The 18,575-nt window shown below is 65.9% G+C and carries 16 protein-coding genes and 5 tRNA genes; 8 read left to right on the forward strand and 13 right to left on the reverse strand.

Going from position 1 to position 18,575, the window contains the following annotated elements:
- Positions 1-162: 162 nt before the first annotated feature.
- Positions 163-987: an AmmeMemoRadiSam system protein B gene (gene amrB / locus ACPDIX_RS05665; protein WP_423430809.1), complete on the forward strand. Its 825-nt coding sequence runs from the start codon at positions 163-165 to the stop codon at positions 985-987.
- 84 nt (positions 988-1,071) lie between these two features.
- On the opposite strand, the gene ACPDIX_RS05670 is transcribed toward amrB, so the two are convergent.
- The 5 genes from ACPDIX_RS05670 to ACPDIX_RS05690 form a co-directional block, all read right to left on the reverse strand.
- Entirely contained in the window at positions 1,072-3,789 is a 2,718-nt protein-coding gene (locus ACPDIX_RS05670; RefSeq protein ID WP_423430810.1) for a DUF5696 domain-containing protein, read from the reverse strand.
- A 90-nt stretch (positions 3,790-3,879) separates the two neighbouring features.
- Complete coding sequence (locus ACPDIX_RS05675; RefSeq protein ID WP_423430811.1) at positions 3,880-4,677, reverse strand: undecaprenyl-diphosphate phosphatase; 798 nt, start codon at positions 4,675-4,677, stop codon at positions 3,880-3,882.
- A gap of 54 nt (positions 4,678-4,731) precedes the next feature.
- A complete protein-coding gene (locus tag ACPDIX_RS05680; RefSeq protein WP_423430812.1) occupies positions 4,732-5,136 on the reverse strand; it encodes a hypothetical protein in 405 nt (134 codons plus the stop codon).
- 14 nt (positions 5,137-5,150) lie between these two features.
- Positions 5,151-5,450, reverse strand: coding sequence for a hypothetical protein (locus ACPDIX_RS05685; protein ID WP_423430813.1), 300 nt, complete (start codon positions 5,448-5,450; stop codon positions 5,151-5,153).
- On the reverse strand, positions 5,447-6,514 hold the full coding sequence (locus tag ACPDIX_RS05690) for a response regulator (protein WP_423430814.1): 1,068 nt from the start codon (positions 6,512-6,514) through the stop codon (positions 5,447-5,449). Before ACPDIX_RS05690 ends, ACPDIX_RS05685 begins: the two co-directional genes overlap by 4 nt.
- A 1,137-nt stretch (positions 6,515-7,651) precedes the next feature.
- Between ACPDIX_RS05690 and ACPDIX_RS05695 the strand changes: the two genes are divergently transcribed.
- From ACPDIX_RS05695 to ACPDIX_RS05705, 3 genes are read left to right on the forward strand one after another with little or no spacing between them, the layout of a single operon-like run.
- A complete protein-coding gene (locus ACPDIX_RS05695) occupies positions 7,652-9,274 on the forward strand; it encodes a roadblock/LC7 domain-containing protein (protein ID WP_423430815.1) in 1,623 nt (540 codons plus the stop codon).
- Between the two features lie 6 nt (positions 9,275-9,280).
- The gene (locus ACPDIX_RS05700) at positions 9,281-9,895 is read left to right on the forward strand and encodes a GTP-binding protein (protein ID WP_423430816.1); all 615 of its coding nucleotides are present in this window, start codon (positions 9,281-9,283) and stop codon (positions 9,893-9,895) included.
- Between the two features lies 1 nt (position 9,896).
- Positions 9,897-10,376: a roadblock/LC7 domain-containing protein gene (locus ACPDIX_RS05705; RefSeq protein WP_423430817.1), complete on the forward strand. Its 480-nt coding sequence runs from the start codon at positions 9,897-9,899 to the stop codon at positions 10,374-10,376.
- A gap of 336 nt (positions 10,377-10,712) precedes the next feature.
- On the opposite strand, the gene ACPDIX_RS05710 is transcribed toward ACPDIX_RS05705, so the two are convergent.
- Together ACPDIX_RS05710 and ACPDIX_RS05715 are read right to left on the reverse strand one after the other, a co-directional pair.
- Positions 10,713-10,787 (reverse strand) — tRNA-Thr (locus tag ACPDIX_RS05710).
- Between the two features lie 77 nt (positions 10,788-10,864).
- Positions 10,865-11,773 (reverse strand): endonuclease/exonuclease/phosphatase family protein, encoded by a 909-nt coding sequence (locus tag ACPDIX_RS05715; RefSeq protein WP_423430818.1) that lies wholly within the window; start codon positions 11,771-11,773, stop codon positions 10,865-10,867.
- Positions 11,774-11,970: 197 nt separating this feature from the next.
- Between ACPDIX_RS05715 and ACPDIX_RS05720 the strand changes: the two genes are divergently transcribed.
- The 4 genes from ACPDIX_RS05720 (at position 11,971) to ACPDIX_RS05735 (ending at position 14,375) form a co-directional block, all read left to right on the forward strand.
- A tRNA-Gln gene (locus ACPDIX_RS05720) sits at positions 11,971-12,044 on the forward strand.
- A gap of 27 nt (positions 12,045-12,071) precedes the next feature.
- Complete coding sequence (locus tag ACPDIX_RS05725) at positions 12,072-12,671, forward strand: hypothetical protein (RefSeq protein WP_423430819.1); 600 nt, start codon at positions 12,072-12,074, stop codon at positions 12,669-12,671.
- 7 nt (positions 12,672-12,678) lie between these two features.
- A complete protein-coding gene (gene rnc, locus ACPDIX_RS05730; RefSeq protein WP_423430820.1) occupies positions 12,679-13,506 on the forward strand; it encodes a ribonuclease III in 828 nt (275 codons plus the stop codon).
- Complete coding sequence (locus ACPDIX_RS05735; protein ID WP_423430821.1) at positions 13,503-14,375, forward strand: BtpA/SgcQ family protein; 873 nt, start codon at positions 13,503-13,505, stop codon at positions 14,373-14,375. The genes rnc and ACPDIX_RS05735 overlap by 4 nt, the downstream gene beginning before the upstream one ends.
- 81 nt (positions 14,376-14,456) lie before the next feature.
- On the opposite strand, the gene ACPDIX_RS05740 is transcribed toward ACPDIX_RS05735, so the two are convergent.
- From ACPDIX_RS05740 to ACPDIX_RS05765, 6 genes are all read right to left on the reverse strand, one after another.
- Positions 14,457-15,557 carry an HlyD family secretion protein gene (locus ACPDIX_RS05740; RefSeq protein WP_423430822.1) on the reverse strand — a complete coding sequence of 367 codons (1,101 nt, stop codon included), beginning with the start codon at positions 15,555-15,557 and terminating at the stop codon, positions 14,457-14,459.
- Between the two features lie 4 nt (positions 15,558-15,561).
- The gene (locus ACPDIX_RS05745; RefSeq protein ID WP_423430823.1) at positions 15,562-16,275 is read right to left on the reverse strand and encodes a DUF4956 domain-containing protein; all 714 of its coding nucleotides are present in this window, start codon (positions 16,273-16,275) and stop codon (positions 15,562-15,564) included.
- 21 nt (positions 16,276-16,296) lie between these two features.
- A complete protein-coding gene (locus ACPDIX_RS05750) occupies positions 16,297-17,124 on the reverse strand; it encodes a VTC domain-containing protein (protein WP_423430824.1) in 828 nt (275 codons plus the stop codon).
- A 535-nt stretch (positions 17,125-17,659) separates the two neighbouring features.
- Positions 17,660-17,734 (reverse strand) — tRNA-Cys (locus tag ACPDIX_RS05755).
- Positions 17,735-18,051: 317 nt separating this feature from the next.
- Positions 18,052-18,128: transfer RNA gene (locus ACPDIX_RS05760), tRNA-Arg, on the reverse strand.
- A gap of 35 nt (positions 18,129-18,163) precedes the next feature.
- A tRNA-His gene (locus tag ACPDIX_RS05765) sits at positions 18,164-18,241 on the reverse strand.
- Positions 18,242-18,575 lie beyond the last annotated feature (334 nt).

The raw sequence follows: 18,575 nt of genomic DNA on the forward strand, positions 1-18,575 counted from the left end.
GGGTGATCCTCCTCCCTTTTCTGAGAGCGGGTAGGCGGACGCGATTCTGCCGGCTTGACGTTTGCGGTTTCCAGACAGCGGCGCGGCAGGGTTGCCTGAACCGTCCCCTGACAGAAGGCCTTCAAGGGCGTATGGTGGGAAGGGTACTCGAGGTTCAGGGTCATGAACGCGGGTTTTTTCCAGCAGACACGGCCGCCGGCGGTGGCAGGGATGTTTTACCCGGACGATCCCCGCGAACTGGGCCGGTGGGTGGAGCGCTTCGTTGAGGAGGGCCGACCTGGCGGCGGCACGGATCCGAAAGCGATCATTGCGCCGCATGCCGGCTATGTGTATTCGGGCCCCGTGGCGGGATCGGCCTTCCGGCCCTGGGCAGGTGCGCGCGACCGGATCGAGCGGATCGTCCTGATCGGGCCCTCTCATCACGTCTGGTTCGACGGTATTGCGCTGCCGCGTGCCGGAGCGTTCGTGACTCCGCTGGGGCGCGTGCCCGTGGATCGGGAGGCCGTGGAACGGATCGCGGATCTGCCGCAGGTCTGCCTGTTCGACCCCGCTCATGCGGCCGAGCACAGCCTGGAGGTGGAACTGCCGTTTCTGCAGGTGCTGTTGGACCGCTTCACGATCGTCCCCCTCGTGGTAGGGGAAGCGTCGGACGAAGAGGTGGCGGAAGTTCTGGACCGGTTGTGGGGCGGGCCGGAAACCCGGATCGTGGTGAGTTCCGACCTCAGCCACTATCACCCTTACGAGATGGCTGTGCGCCTCGATCGTGCGACCGCGGAGGCCATCGAGGAAGGTCGGGCCGAGAGCCTCACCTCACGCAACGCTTGTGGGTTCCGCGCCATTCGCGGGCTGTTGCGCGCGCAAGCGGCGCAGAACCTGGCCGCTGAAACGGTGGATCTGCGCAATTCTGGTGACACCGCCGGGCCGCGGGATCGCGTGGTGGGGTACGGGGCGTTCCAGTTCGAGGCACGACCGGCCGGCGGCTCCTGAGTAGGCTGGGGGATTGGCGCGAGTGTGGGCCGCAAGAGCGCGGAAAGCCACCCTTCCACCATGTGAGGCAGCCCGGTGAGCCTGTCAGTCGGGTTGTACCGACCGTTGCGCCGGGCCCGGATCCACGATTTGTTCCCGCTCGACCTCCCAGGTATGGCGCCCGAGCCGGATTCGTGGATCTCCGAACCCGTGATAGACGCGGATTTGCCGGGAGCGGTCCAGCGGTTGGCCGTCCATGCTTTGGAGCGTGAAGAACGGTGCGTCTTCGTAAGTCAGGCCGTTCCACTCCCGGGCGTGGAACGCGATGAAACGGTCGCCTTCGACCATGAACCCGCCCGGAGGAAGGAGTATGGAGCCGGACCGGCTGCTTACCCAGCGGAAGGTTTGGGAACCCCGGTTGACCACCACTGTGGTGGCCTGCCGGCCGGTGCCGAACGTGGTCATTTGTACTCGATGATCCGTGGTGAGAAAGGCGTGTGCGGTCATCGCCTGCGTGGCGGTCAATGCATTGAGGGGACTGAGCAGTTCATATGTGTTCTTCACGAACCTGTCCCAAGGATGGAACCCTTCCGCCCAGCCCCGGTCGGCCCGGAGGAACAGAGCAGGGTTCAGCCCGGTTGATTCGGGCGGGTCGGGTTCGGGTTCCCATCGCACCCCGGAATCTGTCAGGGCCAGCCGTCCGCCCCGAATGCGCCGCTCGGCATCGCCCGGTCCCTTGAGGAGTGCACGCCGGCCGGAGGCCGGATCGTACCACCCCATCCGGATGAAGAAGGGGCCGGTCAGACCCTCGGGAACGGTGATGCGGAAGGGCCCCGTTTCGTGGCGGCCCGGTGACCAGCGCGAGGTGGGCGGGTCCGCGTCGTGGTCGTTTTGGAACAGGATGTTGCCCCGCGCGTCGCAGAAGTGGACGAACACACGCCAGTCTCGATCCGGTGGCGCGGTCACGTGCCACGCGTAGCGGATGGTGAAGGTGCGCGGGCCCAGGGGCTGTACCTGGGCGACCTCGGGCCGGGCGTGTTCCTGTGGGTCCTGTTCCCAGTACAGGCCGGCTGGCAGGTTGTGATAGTGGAGGGGACGGCCCAGCATGAGATGGTGCAGTACGTAATCGGCGGCCTGGGCGGGGTCGTACCCGTATTTGCCATAAACCTGGATGCACTCGCGATAGACCAGTTCGAACAACGGCACCGGTTCGGCTTCCAAGCGGGTCAGCAGCTCACGATTGTGCAACGGGTGGCCGGCCACACCGGCGAGGCCTTCGAAATAATCGGCGTGAGGGATGCCCCATTCCCGGCCGTCTTCGCTGCCGAAACTGCCGAACAGGGCGCGGGCGTAGTCGCAGAGGGCCTGTTTCCAGTAAAGATCCTCGCGCCGGGTGAGGGGATGTTGCGGGTCGTGACACTCGTAGAGCCCGGCCGCGAGGGTCGTGTCAATGAAGTACGCGTTGGCCCCTGACAAGGCCCTGACGGCGGGAAGGTTGGAGGGGCGCATGGCCAGTTCCAGGGCCTTGCGTGAGCAGACGATCCACGCGCGCCCGCCCGCCCACACTCCGCCGCGCGTGGGCGAGCCGTCCGGGTCCTTGTTCAACCACGACTCGTCCCAGGAAGGCGCGTCGCGGTACATGTCCTGGTAATTGTCGTGCAGGCTCAGCAGGTAGCCGAGTCGGAGGATTCTGCGGCAGGCCTCACGAAAAGCGGGTTCACCGCCGCACTCGGGCGCAGGGGGCAGGATGTCGGGGTGCTGGTTGTCGTAGCCGCGGTGGATCCAACCACCCATGCCGAACAGGATCCGATCCAATTTCAGCTCGTTTTTGAGATGTTCGGCCACGCGTGCGGCCTGGTCGAAGGTCCAATTCACGCGGACCTCCTGTTCGCGGGTGCTGGTTTCGTCCATGCGGCGCGTGAGCAGGCTCCAGAGTTTCACGTTTGCGGCACCGAAATACCGGGCGCGCTCGGGATGGCCGCGAAGTTTCTCCGGCCAGGGGACCCACCACCCGGCGGCCCGTGCCAGGTTGCGGTATGCGCGGGCAATTGCCACATGGTCACCCCGGCCCAGGGGCAGCCACCGGATCCGGTATGAACCGGGTTGGAATTCGAAGGCCGCCAGGAGGCCGGCGGGGGAGGCATGGTTGGTTTCGCCCGTTACCCGGCGTTGCAAATCCAGCGTGACTCCTGTCGAATCCCAGGCCCAGAGGGCTGCCGCGCCGAGTCGGACGGTGCCGAGCATCGCCATGTGACAACCCTCGTAGGCATAGGTCTCGAATCGTTGGCGGAAAGGTTGCCTGCCTTCAGCCGGCACGCGCAGTCCGGTGCGGACCGGTACGAGCGCGGCTGCTGATTCGCCCGCAGTTCCCAACTCAAGACCTTCGAACAGGCGGAGGCGTGTGACGGACAGGTCGGCATCGGCCTGCCAGGCGAAAAGCAGGCCGGGGCCATCCGGCGGGCGTGTGATGCGGATTTGCAACCGGCTCCGCGGGTGGGCGGGATCCGGCCGATACTCCAACTGCAGGCCTTCCGGCCCGGTGTGGACGTGGCAATGAACGAGCGGGACGGTGCGCGTTCCCCCGGGCAGTTGCAAGGTCACGTTCGCCCAGGGCGTCTTGCTGCTGCCGGATTCCCACGACACGCCCGTCCCCAGGTCGGTCAAAACCAGGCGGCTTTCCCGGGGGAAGAAGACCAGGCGAGCGGATCCGTGATCCAGGAGGATCATCTCTGCTCCGGCGGTCTGGCGTGGGGCTGCCGGGGCCGGCGCTGCCAGGAGGGCGATCGCCAGACCGGCTTTCAGGGTTCGCAAACGGGTGATCATGCTCGTGCCTGGCAGGGTGCGTCCCCGGGCAGAGGCTGGCAACTGCGCATGCGGGATCGGGTGCCGGCGGCACGGCGCGTGGTGAAAGGGTCAGGAGCTGGTGAGGGCCAGCAACAGGATCACGGTCCCGATGGCGATGCGGTACCAGCCGAACAAGACAAAGGTGTGGGTCTGCACGTATCGGAGCATCCATTTGACGGCACTGAACGAGACGATGGCCGAGGTCAGCGTGGCCAGGGCGATCACGCCCCACGACTCGGCGGGGGCGGTGCCGTTCTGCCAGGCCTTGAAGAGCTTCAGGCCGCCGGCGGTCAGGATGGTGGGGATGCCCACGAGAAAAGAGAACTCGGTGGCTTGGGGCCGGCCGGTCCCCAACAGGAGGGCCAGCAGGATTGTGGCGCCGGAACGCGACGTTCCGGGGAAGACCGCGGCCACCAACTGGCCCAACCCGATGGCCACCGCCACCGGCCAGGTAATCCCCCCCGTGGGCGGGTGCCGGCGGAGTCGCGCCTCCACTGCGAGGAAGGCCACGCCTCCGAGCAGCAGTGCCAGGGCCACCGGCAGCGGCGTCTCAGGGAGTTCAAATCCGCGCGATTCCAACACCAGCCCCCCTGCGCCGGTCAGCGCGAACGCGGCAGCGAGTTTGAGTCCGTAATCGCGTCCCTGTGGATCGGTGAGGGCGTGGCGGAGCTGGCGCAGCCGTTCGGGGAACAGGGGCAGCACGGCCAGCACGGCGCCGCACTGGATGAGGATGTTGAACAGGTCGCTCCGTTGGCCCACGCCGCCCAGTTGCTCGACCAGGAGCAGATGTCCGGTGGACGAGACCGGGATAAACTCTGTGAGCCCCTCCACCAGGCCGAGGAGCAGGGCCGCCAGCCAATCGTTCATGATGCACTCCCTCCCCGGGCCGGGGCACGCAGCCAGCCGGCGTGTCGGGGCGGGTCATGATTCCTTGTTTTTGCGGAAGGACAAGAAGGAACGACCCTCTTCCTGACGTTGGCGGACCTTCAACTGGCCGAGGATGGCGTGCAGTCCGATGTAGATCTTGTGCCACTGGTTTTCGATGTTGCGCAGGGCGGCGTCGTTGAGCTCGCTGAGGTAACGCAGGGAGGGGGCCAGGTTCAATACGTTGTGCACTTCTTCCTTGGTGGGAGAGGTCACCTCCACCGAGGCCAGGATCAGTTCGAGCTCCTGCACGATGATGGTTTTGACCTCGAGGAACTGGGCCTCGTCCTCGGCGCCAAACTTCTTTTCCCGTGCGAGGTTGACGAAGTGATGGAACTGCTTCCAGCACTCGCAGTAGTTCTCCATTTCCTGGATGAGCTGGTCCAATTGTTTGCTGGCCATAGGTCACTCCGGTTTCACGTTGGGGTGGCGAAGGGGGTTTGCGGGAAGACGAAGATCAGGGCGCCGCCCCGCAGTTCCCGTGCCGTGATCTTGAGTCCACGGTAACAGGCCATGAGATCGGTCAGCTCCAGACCTGCTTCGCGGGCTTCGCGGAAAGTGGTCAAAAACGGCTGGGCAATCTCCCGCAACAGGCTCACGGGAAATTCCGAGGGCAGGGTGGACGCCAGCAGATGGCCGTTGCGATCCACCGTGAAGCTGCCGGCCGGCAGGGGTCGCAGCGGCGTGGCCGTGTTTGTGTTTCGAATCCATTTCATGACTCCAGCAGGGTGACGGCCTTTCGAAGTTGTTCTGCTGCTCGTTCCGGTTCCAGGCGTCCGTGCCATTCGATCAAAAGGCCGCCATCGGTCAAGGGCGCCAGTCCGATCTGCTGTTGCCAACCCGTGCCCTGGACATGTTCGAGCGGTCCGGCGGCCAGTTTTTCCTCCAGACGCCGGAACCGTTCCAGTGCGTGTCGGGCCCAACGCCGGACCTCCTCGGGACATTCGACACCGCGGCTTTCCCACGGATCCTGGGCGCGCTGGCCGAATCGAAGGACGGAGCTGACGCGTTCCATCCGCGCGATTTGCTCCAGCGGGGGCGGCGGCACCGGGATCTCGGACTCCACCGCGGGTTCGTTCTCCGAACCGGATTCATCAATGGCTTGGGCCGTCTCCAAGAGGAGCGCGTTGCAGGACTTGAAAATGCGCCGGGGCCGGTCAGGCTCGGGCGGCAACTGCTCGAACGTGCCGCTTTTCCAACTGAGGATGCGTGCGAAGGCTTCCTCACCGACGAGCTCGTCCGTCTCGGCGTCGATCAGCTCCCCGCCCAGGATCCAGATCCGTCCCACCCACGGTCCGTGGGTGATGCGCAGGACGGTTGAGTTCTGCGAAAGGCATTCCAATTGGAGGATGTCGACCAGGCTCTTGCTTTGAATTCCGCGAAAGCCGCCGGAGGCATCGCGGCTCAACAGGGACTCGAGCGAGTCGAGAAACAGTTGCACCTCGCGGTCGTTGGCGGGTTTTTGCCAGTACAGATCCACCCCCAGCGCATACACGCGCGACCGAAGGGATTCGTCCTTCAGCGCCGTGAGGGCCACGGTGCGCAGTTGAGGATACTTTCGGCGCACCACGGTCAGGACCTGCAGGCCGTCCATCCTGGGCATCCGCAGGTCGCACAGGAACAGGTGGAACGGTTCCTCCTGCAGCAAGGCCAGTGCCTTGAGCCCGCTGTTGGCGACGCGGATCTCCGGCGCGCTGGGCAACCGGGACAACAGCTCCCGGTACAGCTCCAGCAGCTCCGGGTCATCGTCCGCCAACAGGACTCTCGGCCGTGTCTCCATCTGGTTTGTCCGGTCTTTTCCTTCTGGCCCGGGACCTTCCCGCGTTCACGGGATCTGCGGCTGCCGGGGCCCATTCGGTTGGTTTCCCCCGCTTGTGCGGCTTCTTCCGCGGGTGGGCTTCGACACCCGCGGGCACGCTGAGACAGCCCTGTGCCCGGGATCCCTTGGTGGGCCGGCGCCGACCCCCGGAACGGAAGCAAGGCCCGTTCCGTTCCCGTCGCGCCCCGGTCCGACCCGGGGTGTCATCGCCACGGCAAGCCCGGGGCGCCGTGCCTGTTTGGGCATCGGACAGTTCGAGTCGGTACTTAAGTCTCGCGTCGACCGGCAGGGGGCTTGCGAGGTTTCCACCGGGAGACGGGGCGGAACAAGTTCCAAGCGGTTCAATTGCGATGGTGCCGGGCAGGCAGGCGGTGGCACGCTCCGCTCCGTGCGGCGCAGCGGGCCACGGGGGAAGTCTCAAGACGGGACAGCAGGTGTCTCGTACCTGCCCGGTGCCTGGCTTTCATTACGCTGCCGTGCCGGGCAGTGCCCTTGCCGGGCATCTGTTGTGATGGAGTGGCCTGGCGGCTGGTGGGCCTGCTCCGATGGCCTGATGGGTTCTGTGCGGCGCGAGGAGGGCGGATTTGGTTCAAGTTGGCATGCGCGGTGCTGGTTCGGTTTCCGGTAGTGGATGGTCCGGTGGGCGGTTTGTGCCGGCGTGGGGATGCGGAAAATGGCGCATCCGGGGGAGACAAACCGGGGTTTCCGCCGAGCAGTGGGGACGGGTTGAAAGGTTGACCGAAGATGATGAGCTGGTTCAAAAACGCGCTTCGTTGGTTCCGGGACGAATCCGGGGACCGGACCAAACCTGGCTCGAACGGAAGCGGGGCCGGTTCCGCCGCGTCGGCAAGCTGGGCTCGTCCCGTCACGTCGGGTGCGTCAACCGCGGGCGCCGCGGCACGATTTGCCGGCGGTTCAGCCGCTCCATCCATCCAGTCAAAAAGCGCGGCAGCCGCTCCTGCCGGATCACCCGCCGGGTTGAAATCCGCACAACCACGTGTCAGTGCAGGTCCGGGCACAAGAACAGCCGGCGCCGGTGATCCCGGCGAAAGGATCTTCCTACCCCTGCAGCCGATCCTCGAGGCGTTGCCGTCCGAATTGAAGACCCGCGTGCGGGGCTCGGTGCCTGGGGACCTCGAAATCAGTCTGCCGGTTGCCCCCATTGTGGCGCAGCTGGCCCAAGGTCAGGTGCGGATTACCTTCGGCGAGCTCCGCCAGGCGGCTCCCGGGACCCTGATCGGCGGGCCGGAGGTTGATTCGACGCCGGTATTGCTGCCTTTGGAACTGATCCTGCCGCGGGTTGGGGTGGACCGCCTGCCGCGGCGGCGGGACCAGAAGGTCGTGACGGTGCCAGAGGACGTTGTGGGCCCGTTTGGTCCGGGGGGCCGGATCCTTGCCGAGCCGGCGGGTCCGGATCGGGCTGCGTCGGTCCCCGTGGAGAGGGCCGGCGGCAATGGCAAGGCCGGGACCCACTCGGTTGCACCCGCGCATCGGGGAGGCGACGGCGTGCCCGGCGCAATTCGTTCCCATGAGACGGCGTTTTACCGTAGCCCGGCTGCTCCCGTCGTGCGATCGGGCCCGATTCCGGCCCCGGCAGCAGGCGGGTCGGGTTCCACCACGTTTTTTGCCCGCGCGGCGGGTGTGCCACCTGCAACCATGGTGCCCCCGGCGGCCCCGGTTTCGCCACCGGCCGCCGGGTCGGGTGCCAATGGTCAGGGCTACAAACGCGGGCCGGCGGTCGCCTCGGGTGTGAGTTCTCCTCCCATGTCCCCGCATGCGGCGCCCTCTTCGACGTCCGGCGGCGAAACGCTGCCCGGCACGGTTCAGCTGGCGTTGGCGGATGTATCCGGGGGATGGCCCGATCCTGTGGTGGAAGAACTGGCCCGGTTGAACTTGCAGAACGCGCGGCTGGTGATTCCGGCCTCGATTTTGGAAAAGGGACTGCGGCAGGGCCGCGTGGAGTTTCCCTGGCGATTGATTCGTGCCTGGATCCGCCCGGCGGTGGCCACCTACGCGTCGCCACATGACGCGATGCCTCTGTCGTTGCCTCTGGCCGTGGTGGCGCCTGCGTTTCTGCAGCAGCGCAAACCGGTCAGCCATGCCCGGAGGGAACTGACCGCCGATGCGAGCATACCGAATCTGTTCGGTGGCAAGGGCGATCCGGTGGTGGCGCAGGGTCCGGCGGGGGGGATGGAGCCCGGGCCGGGTCCGGCACCGTTGCCGGCGGCAGCGCCCGGCCACGCGGCGGCCCCTGCCGACACCAACTTTTATTCTCCTCTGGATTTGTCGGACACTGCCGCAACCCATGCTTCCGGTGCCCCGGCCCGGGGCTCGGGCAGTGGCGGGACCACCGAATGGGTGCGGCGCTCGCCGACACCGCGGGAGGTGGTGGAGCGTGCCGTTGCGCTGCCCGGCGTGGCCGGTGCACTGGTGGCGTTGCCGGACGGGCTCGGTGTGGCCTCGCACGTGCCGCCCCAGTACAACAGCGAGACGCTGGCAGCTTTCCTGCCCCAGATCTACGCGAAGGTCAGTCAGTGCACCCAGGAGTTGCGAATGGGCGCGCTCAACAACCTCAGTTTCACCGTGGGGACGGTACCTTGGAAGATCTTCCGGGTGAACAACATCTTTTTCGCCGCGTTCGGTCGGGCCGGCGAACCGATGCCCACGGCTCAACTGGCTGCCCTGGCGGCGGAACTGGATCGCAAACCCCGAACCGCTTGAATTCCCATGGCCATCATCAACCAGGCAACCCGAGAACTGCAGGTTAAAATCGTGTATTACGGGCCCGCCATGGGCGGGAAAACCACCAATCTGGTCCAGATCCATGACCACGTTCAGACGGCGGCGGGCAACAAAGGCAAGCTCGTCTCCCTGGCCACCAGCTCGGATCGTACCCTGTTTTTCGACTTTCTGCCGATCGAGGCGGTCTCAATCCGGGGGTTCCGGACAAAGTTCCAGCTCTACACGGTGCCCGGGCAGGTGATCTACAACACCACCCGCCAGTTGGTCTTGCGTGGCGTGGACGGCATCGTGTTCGTGGCCGATTCGCAGTACGAAAAAATGGCCGAGAACGTGGAGAGTTTCCAAAACCTCCAGGACAATCTCCGGTCGCTGAAGATGGACCTGGACGAGATTCCCTACGTGTTGCAGTACAACAAACGGGATTTGCCCAACGCGGCGCCGGTGGAGTATCTGGAGTTCGTGTTGAACAACCGGGATGTCCGGGTGCCGTCGTTCACCGCGTGCGCCAACCGGTGTGAGGGCGTGTTCGAAACCCTCAACATGATCACGCGGTTGTTGCTGCACAAGTTCATCCACCAGAGCATCCCGCAGTACGCATGACATGGCCCCCTTGCCCCAGTTGCTCGAATCCGACGTGCAGGTCCTCGACGCCGTGCTGCGCGAGCTGCTGGCGCAGTGCGAGGCGACCACGGTCCTGCTGACCGATCAGGCCGGATTCCTCATCACGCACCAGGGCGACGACCGGCAGTTCGACCTCACCAGCATGGCCGCCCTGGCAGCCGGCGCGTTCATGGCCAGCCAGAGCATCGCCCATCTCCTTCAGGAGTCCAACTTCTCCAGCACCTACCAGCAGGGCGAGCACTTCAGCCTGTTCATGCGCTGTGTGGACAGCGGTTGCATGCTGCTGGTGATCTTCCCGGCCAAAGGGAGCGTGGGCGCCGTCAAATACTACGCGAATACTGCCTGTGAACGGCTGGCCGCCCAGCTCCGCATCGCCCGCGAACGCAACCCCGGCGCCGGACTCGACCTTGCCGAACTGAACCTGCTGGACAGCGAAACGTTGTTCCGGCGAAAAAGCTGAGGCGTTCGGACGGCTGTGCCCGGGCCGTCGGAAGCCGCTCCATCGCCGGACCGGTCCGCCCGCATCGGCGCGACACATCCGGCAACCCGCGCCTTCGCACGGGAGCACCGTGGTGCAGCCCGCCCGGTCGCGGGATTCGAGTTCCACCGGGACACTGGTCCGTGCCCGTCCGGTTGCTTGCAGCAGGCACTCTGCCCCCTCCGCGCCGGCAAACGCCGCATTCGATTGGGAACGGTCCCTCCGCGGAGCGAGTTCGTCCCGGCCGCGGGCAACGGGCCTGGTCCGTCAGCCCGGCGTGCGAAAGAGCGGTTCACATCGGGGGGTTGCTGAAAAGGCTGGAGCCAGTTGTCGGATTCGAACCGACGACCGTCCGATTACAAATCGGATGCTCTACCACTGAGCTAAACTGGCTCCCGGATGAAAAGCTGGCAGGCTGATGCCCGCTTCCATCCTTATGCCGTCCGGTCCGGGGGAGTCAAGTGCGCCCGCTAGGGTTCCGGACCCCATCGCAACCATGCCGCCACCGGGAAATGATCGCTGGGAAACCGGCCGTCCTTTTGCCAGGGATCGATCCGAATCCGCTCCACCAGCACCGCCCCTCGCACGAGGATCCAATCGATCCTCGGCCCGCCTTCGGGCACGCGTTCGAATCCGTTGAAGGTGCCCAGTCCCTCGCCCTCGCGCAGCCGGGCCACTGCCCAGGCATCGGTGAAGAAACCGTCCCGGGTGAGGATGTCGTAGGCCGGGTTGTCGCCGGCAGCCGCGTTGAAGTCGCCCACCAGCAGCACGGGCAGCGGTTCCGGCAGGGCGGCCACGCGTTCCCGGATCAGGGCGGCGCCTTTTTCGCGAGCGGCCTGTACCTCATGGTCGAGGTGCGTGTTCCAGAAGTAGAACTTGCGCCCTGTGAAGCGGTCGAGGAACTGAACCCAGGTCACCATCCGGCGGTTTCGGTTGCCCCAGGTGGCCGACGCGATCCGGTCCGGCGCGTCCGAAAGCCAGAAGTGATCGAAGGCCAGCGGTTCAAATCGGGACCTCCGGTAGAAAACCGCCATGAACTCGCCGCGGCTGCCGCCGTCGCGTCCCAGCCCGATCCACTCGTATTCCGGCAGGTCGGACGCCAGCTCCTTGAGTTGCGGATACAGGCCCTCCTGGGTGCCGAGCACGTCGGGGTCGGTCCGCCGGATGGTCTCCACGACCAAGGGGCGCCGCCGGGGCCAGGCATGCGGTCCGCTCGGGCTGGCGTATCGCAGGTTGTAGGTCATGACGCAAAGGGTTTCCTTGCGGTCCGGTGCCGCGGTCGTCTGTTCGTCCGCATGGCAGAGCAGGAAGGCAGGCATCAACAGGCTCAAAACCAGGGCCGGACGTCGGCGTGTCAGGAGTATGCGGATTAGTTGCATCGTTCTCATCCTCCCGCGGGGCGCCGCCGGTGGCAATGCCGAAGCCCAGGGGGCGTTCGCCGCTTTTCGTGGGGACGCCGCCGGGTGATCCGCGGGAATCGGGGCGTGCACGGAACGGCGGCCTTGGCTTTTGCGCCCGGCCGGACCCGATTTTTCCCCTTTTCCAGCAACCCGGCGATGGATATGTTTGGGGTGCCTGTCCGGTGGTGTAACGGTAGCACAAGGGTCTTTGGAGCCCTTTGTCATGGTTCGAATCCATGCCGGACAGCCAGCTTTTTTCCTTTTTCTGAGGCGCTCCATGAACGACTGGCAGATTCAGAGCCGGGCCTCGGAGTGTCAGGGATGCGGCCGGAAGTTCGCCGATCAGCAGCCTTACCACTCGTTGTTGTGGGCGGAGCCGGGTCGCTATCGCCGGCAGGACGTGTGCCCGGAATGTTGGGAAGGCCGCTTCCGGCAGCAGGCCCGGTCGCGGCCCGAGGTGTTGTCGTTTTGGCGCGGCGTTTACGAGGCACCGCCTCCCCCGCAGGAACCCATCCGCCGCGACGCGGCGGAACAGCTGCTCCGGCAGCTTTGTGAACGGGGCGATCCACAGTATGGTTCGGCCGTGTACATCCTGGCCGTCATGATGGAGCGCAAACGGCTGCTGCGAGTGAAGGAGCAGTTCTGGCGGGAAGGCCGGCGCATCTTTGTCTACGAACATACGCGAACCGGAGACGTTTTTACGGTGCCGGATCCTGCGCTCAAACTCTCGGAACTGGCCGCCGTTCAACGGCAGGTGTCCGAACTGTTGGAGCACGGTCTGCCTCCGGTGGAGGCTGCGATGATGGGGCAGGCCACAACTGACGCGCCGGGCGGGTGCGAGCCATCGGCAGCCTCGAGCGGATCGGCTGCCTCCTGAACGGCAGATGGGGTCGGCAACAGAACTGAAAGAACTGGAGACGCGTCTGGGGTGGCGGTTTCGAGATCGGACCCTGCTGCGGACTGCGCTGACGCATCCCAGCGTGGCGGCCGATGCGGAAACCGCGCCGCCCACCAATCAACGACTGGAATTCCTGGGCGACGCGGTGCTGGGGCTGATCCTCAGCCAGGTGCTATACGAGCGGTATCCCGCCTATGAGGAGGGCCGGCTCACCAAGGCCCGTGCCCGGCTGGTCAACCGCCGGACCCTGGCCGAACGCGCGCGCGCGTTGGACCTCGGCACACACCTGGTGCTGAGCGCCGGTGAGGAGCGTCTCGGAGGACGCCAGCGGGTTTCCGCTCTGGCCGACGCTTACGAGGCCGTGCTCGGTGCCCTGTATCTCGACGCGGGGCTGGAGGTGACGCGGGCGTTCATTCTGCGTGAGTTCGGTCCGTTGCTGGCGCAGCTCGAAAGCCTTCCCTGGCCGGACAATCCCAAGGGCGAATTACAGGAGTTGTTGCAGGCGGGCTCTTCCCACCCGCCCGAATACCGGCTGGTGGGCGTCAGCGGCCCCGATCACGCCCGCGTTTTCGAGTGTGCGGTCTGGCATGAGGGACAGGAACTGGGCCGGGGCAAAGGGCCCAGCAAAAAGGCGGCCGAGACCGAAGCGGCGCTGGAGGCGCTGCGCAGGCTGCAATCGCCTCCGCCTGGGTCAGCCGCGGCTTCCCCGGTCCCGCCCCCCGGCAAACGGACTCGCAGGAGCCGCAACCGAGGAGTGCCGGCACCGACGCCGCCATCCGAGCATTCAACCCCATCCGCGTCCTCATCATCATGAAGTCCCGCTCTCGCAAGGTCTTCGCGCCGGACCCTGTCGGCGCCCACGCCCTTTCTCCAACGACGGACCTGTTCCAGCGGGCCCCACGTTTGCTGGTGGGTGTGCTGCACCTGCGTCCCCTGCCGGGCTCGCCACGTTGGAACGGTAGCATGGACGAGGTCATCGAGGCGGCCGTGGCGGATGCGCGTGCCTACGCACGCGGCGGCGTTCACGCCATCTGCATCGAGAACTTCGGAGACATTCCGTTCGGCAGCGGTTCCGTGGGACCTGAAACCGTTGCGGCCATGGCGGTGGTGGCTGTGGCGGTGCGCCGGGCGGTCTCCGTGCCCGTGGGATTCAACGTGCTGCGCAACGATGCACGCGCGGCCCTGGCACTGTGCGCCGCCTGCGGGGGCAGCTTTGTCCGCGTGAACGTGCACGTGGGGGCCATGCTGACCGATCAGGGCCTGATTGAGGGCCGTGCACACGAGACCCTGCGGTACCGCCGTGCGGTGGCCCCCGGGGTGGCCATCTGGGCCGATGTGCTGGTCAAACATGCCGTGCCCCTGGGCGATTGGAAGCTGGAGGTCGCCGCGTGGGATACCTGGAAACGCGGCCTGGCCGATGCGTTGATCCTCTCCGGTGTGGCCACCGGTCAACCGGCCGACCCGGCGGATCTGGAGCGACTGCGCACGGCCTGTCCCGGTGCGCGCATCCTCATCGGCAGCGGGGTGACGCCGGAGAACCTGGCCAGATACGGCGCGGCGGATGGGTTTTTGGTGGGCACCTCCCTGAAAGAGAACGGGCAGGTGGATCAGCCCGTGGACGTTCGCCGGGTCCGGGCGCTGGTCCGTGCCCTGGAGACGCTGCCGCCTCCGGGCCGGCGGTGAGCGCTTGCGCGGCGGCGGCCGGGGCGGTGCACGACACCCGCAGTTTTCTTCCGGGCGGACCGGGCGGGCCCGCGACGGGGGTTACGGGGTTGCCGAGGCCGAGGCGGGGGCCGGGCCCAGGGCCAGGTCGACCAACTCGCCGGGGCGCAGCTTCAGGTTCGGTGGCACACTGACGATGATGGGCAGACCGCGTTGCTGGGCGTTGCCCAGTCCGCGAATCCGCAGCGGCGCGTCGAACAGTTCGATTCGTGTGCCCACGTGAAGGACCCGGCCGTAACCGACCGCGCGGTGGACGCCCCGGCTGCGGACCTCGACTTCCATCCCCTCGACCGGCTCCACCCGCACCGGCTGGGGGACGAACCCGACGATGTAGTCCACGTGGGAACTGGCGATGCGGAGGATGGGCTCGGCCGTGGCGACCATGCTTCCCGGGTACTTGTCCACGGAGGTCACCACGCCGTCGATGGGAGAGGTGAGCACGATGGGTTGCAGCTCCGCCTCGGCCAGTCGGAGGCGTTCCTCGGCCAGGGCGAGTGCGGCGCGGACCTGCGGGGATTCCGGCGTACGCTTTTCCGGATCGAGCTCTTCGAGCAGTCGGGCGGCCGTGTCCACCGCGGCCTGTTTTTCGGCCACCAGTTGCCGTGCCTGCTCCAGATCACGCAGGGCGATGTCCAGCGCGTCCTGGCTGGCGACCTGTTCCTCCACCAGTTTGCGGACGCGCTGGTACTCGCGTTCGGCATAACCGAGCTGGGCCTTCGCGGTGAGCAGGTCGGCCCGCTCGCGCAACCAGTCCAGTTGGTACTGGGCGTAGCGGATGCGGTCGTCGATGGGGTAGGCCATGTCAGCCAGCACGGCCTCCATCTCTGCGCGAATGACCCGGACGGTGTTGCTCAAGACCGCCGGGTCCACCGCTTCGACGACGGCCACCGGCTGTCCGGCGCGGACCGGTTGGTAGAGTCCCACGCGCACCTCCGCCAGCCGCCCCGGCCGCGGACTGATGATGTCCGCGCGCGGGCCCGAGGCCGTCCCCACCAGCAGCGGGTTGGCCATGTTCAGTTTCCAGAGTTGTACCGCGGCACCCAGCACGGTCACGAAGACCAGTGCGGGCAGTACATTCATACGGATCAGCCGCCACCATTGGGCCGGCGGACTGGGAATGGGAGGCAGAGGTTCCGGTTTCATGGGTTCACAATTCCGATTCTTCCTGTGCCTGCAGACTGGTCAGCCGGGACACCCCTTCCAAGGCCCTGAGCTCGTTGAGCAGATCCTCCACACGGGAGGGATCGCGCAGCAGCAGCCGGTAGGAGAGGTCCAGGCCCTGTTGGCGCTCATCCGAGCGGCGGGTGGCGCAATGGACCGAGCGGCTGTGCCGTTCCAGCACGCGCTGCAGGTGGGGGAGGTCCGAGGCGGGCCGGCCCCAGTGGAGGTTCACGATCAGATCGTAGCGGTGTCGCGTTCCATAGGAGGTGTACCAGAGGAAAAACATCACGGCCACCAGCGTCAATGTGGCGATCACCGCCAGCGAAAACCGCTGTGTGCCACAGGCCATCCCCACGGCGATGACGCTGAGGATGTAGCTGGTGTCCAGCGTGTCCCGCAGCACGTTCCGGAAACGCACGATGGCAAAGACCGCCATCAACCCGAAGGCCGTCACCAGGTTGTTGTTCAGCACCTGCATCACCACCGTGACAATCAGCGGGATCACCACCAGCGAATTGACAAAGGAGCGGGAATACGACAGTCCCGCGTGGGTGGTCATGTAAGTCCACGAAATCGTCAATCCCGCCAGAAAGGCCAGGCACAAACCCAGCATCAGCGCCGGCACGTTCACCGGCTGGAGCGAAAAATCCGCGCCGAAGAACAGGCTCAGAAAGTCGTTCATGGCCGGCAGTTGCTCCACGGTTTTCCTCCTTTCTCGTCGTTAGGTTCCTTTGCGCAGTGCTGCGGGTACCTGGTGCCGCTGGAGCAGCCGTTCCAGCAGGTCCTCACGCATCAGCGTGAGTGACTCGGGTGCCAGACGGCGTTCGCCCAGCAATGCCACGCCGTCGGCGTACTTGGCCGAACTGACCTGCCGCAGGTTGAACGTCCGCACCAGCTCACCCATCCAGTTCGGGAAACGCCCGGTGAATTTGAGCTCCAAAATGACCTCCGGTTCGAACGGCATGACCGGGTTTTCCATTTCGGTCTTCAGCTCGGGCTCGGACTGTGGCTCGCTGCAGACCTGCCGGTCCATACAGATCCGGACCGCGTTGCTGCCGGGGCTGACCCAGGCCTCGCGCAGGTAGCTGACGTGGGTGCGGGGTTTGGCATTCAGATCGCTGATGCGCCGGCAGAACTCCTGAAGCGCTTCCAGTTGCTGGGGCTTTTGTGAGAGCAGAAACGACGGATCCGGCAATTGCCCGGACAGCAACTGGGGCACCACCTCCTTCCGGATGGCGCACCGCTGTTTCAAAATGGCCTCGTTCACCCGCCGCTTGATCTCGCAAAAGGCCGGTGTGTCCGGGCGATCGTCGTAGTACCGAATGCGCAGTTTGAAACGGTTCTTGTTGCTGTTGAAGACGTCCCAGAAGCAGCGGAGATCGTCGGAGTCCAGATACAGGCTGTGGATGCGATAGGAGAGGTTCGGCTTGCCCAGGCTGTACTCGTCCGGCTCCAGGTAGCCGCTGACGAATTCACGGATGGCCTGCGCCGTGGGTTCGTCCACGCGATATTTCAGTTCAAAACGCTGTAGCTGGACCTTGTCTTCCACAGGTGCGTTCCGGGAAATCGCTTGCCGGACCCTGCGAGCCGGATTCCGCCGGCAGCCCCCTTCTCCTGTAGCGCCGTCGGCACGGGTGGTGACCGAATTGTCACACACCCGCCACGGCCGCGCCACATTCACCATGCTTCAATGAGACGGCCGTGACAATTCTTTTTCGTGGGCCCCGGAGGCGGTTGCCGTTCAAATCCTCACGGCGGCCTTCCAATTGAAAGCCGGAGCGAAACCTCTCCTGTGTCCATCGGTTTCTATCGGTTGCCACCGGCCGGGACTTGAAGCCCTCTTTGAGGGCCTTTCAGCACCGGGTCCGTGAATCCCGGCCTGCGAGGCCGGCTGGCGCGGCGAAGGCGTTCTGATGCAACTGCTGGCGCGCCCCGGGCGGTCGGGCGCATCCTGCCGGCGGGATCGGGGGGACCGGCATGGGAAGGAGAAGGGCGGTTTCTCGTTTCTCCGGGGTTGGATCCGGCAGGAACGGGTCGCCGGGAGCCGGCGGCGCGAGGCGAAAGCTCTTGTGGACAAGAAGAATTGGAGGCGAGGGTCGGAATCGAACCGACGTATGGGGCTTTTGCAGAGCCCTGCCTTACCACTTGGCTACCCCGCCTCTCAGCTTCACTGGTAGCATAATCACTCCGCTCCGTCGCGCAAGACCACAGTCACGTTTCCCTTTTGTGTCGCCGGGTGCGCCGCCGTTCTGTCGTGGCCACCGCGAGAAAAGGAAGGGCGGCCGGCTCGAGAGACCGCACCCTGCCCGGAGGTCTCTTTACGCCGGGCCGGCCTCCGAGGTACGCAACGCATGGGCTCCGTCGTGCCGCCCGGGGCGCGCGGTTTCGTTGCTGCGCACGCTTTCCGGGATGGGTGGGTCTGGCCAGGGCGGTGGAGGTTTTGGTCAGGTTGCGGCGTGGCTCGCTGGAAGCAAAATGGCGCATCCGGCAGGACTCGAACCTGCAACCTTCTGATCCGAAGTCAGAAGCTCTATCCAATTGAGCTACGGATGCGCGGAGCCGGTCCGTCACGGACCGGCAAAGGAAAATGGGGTGGTCGACGGGATTTGAACCCGCGACAACCAGATCCACAATCTGGGGCTCTAACCAGGCTGAGCTACGACCACCGCTCTGATCAACGCGCACAGTACGCGGTTGGCTCCTCCGGGTCAAGCTTGGGATGGCGTCGAACGGCCGGTTTGGGACGTCGCTTCTCGGGGAGCGATCGGTGGGGCCGGGCCATTTGCCGGGACGGCCTGCGAGGGTCCGCCGAAGGGCCGGCACCACCGCAACAGGGGCCGCACCCGGCCCGGGGTAGCGGTCGGCCGGGCGGTGTGGTTTCGTTTGGCGACCATTGGGGTTTTGCGCCCGAAGGTTGCAGGGGATCCGGGCGCCGCGCGGGCATGAACGGCTGTGACGGAGGCCGTTTCGGCTCGACCGCGAGGATCACGGCAGATAGAA

Origin of the sequence: Limisphaera sp. 4302-co, from assembly GCF_049537155.1 — a bacterium.
Taxonomy (GTDB): domain Bacteria; phylum Verrucomicrobiota; class Verrucomicrobiia; order Limisphaerales; family Limisphaeraceae; genus Limisphaera.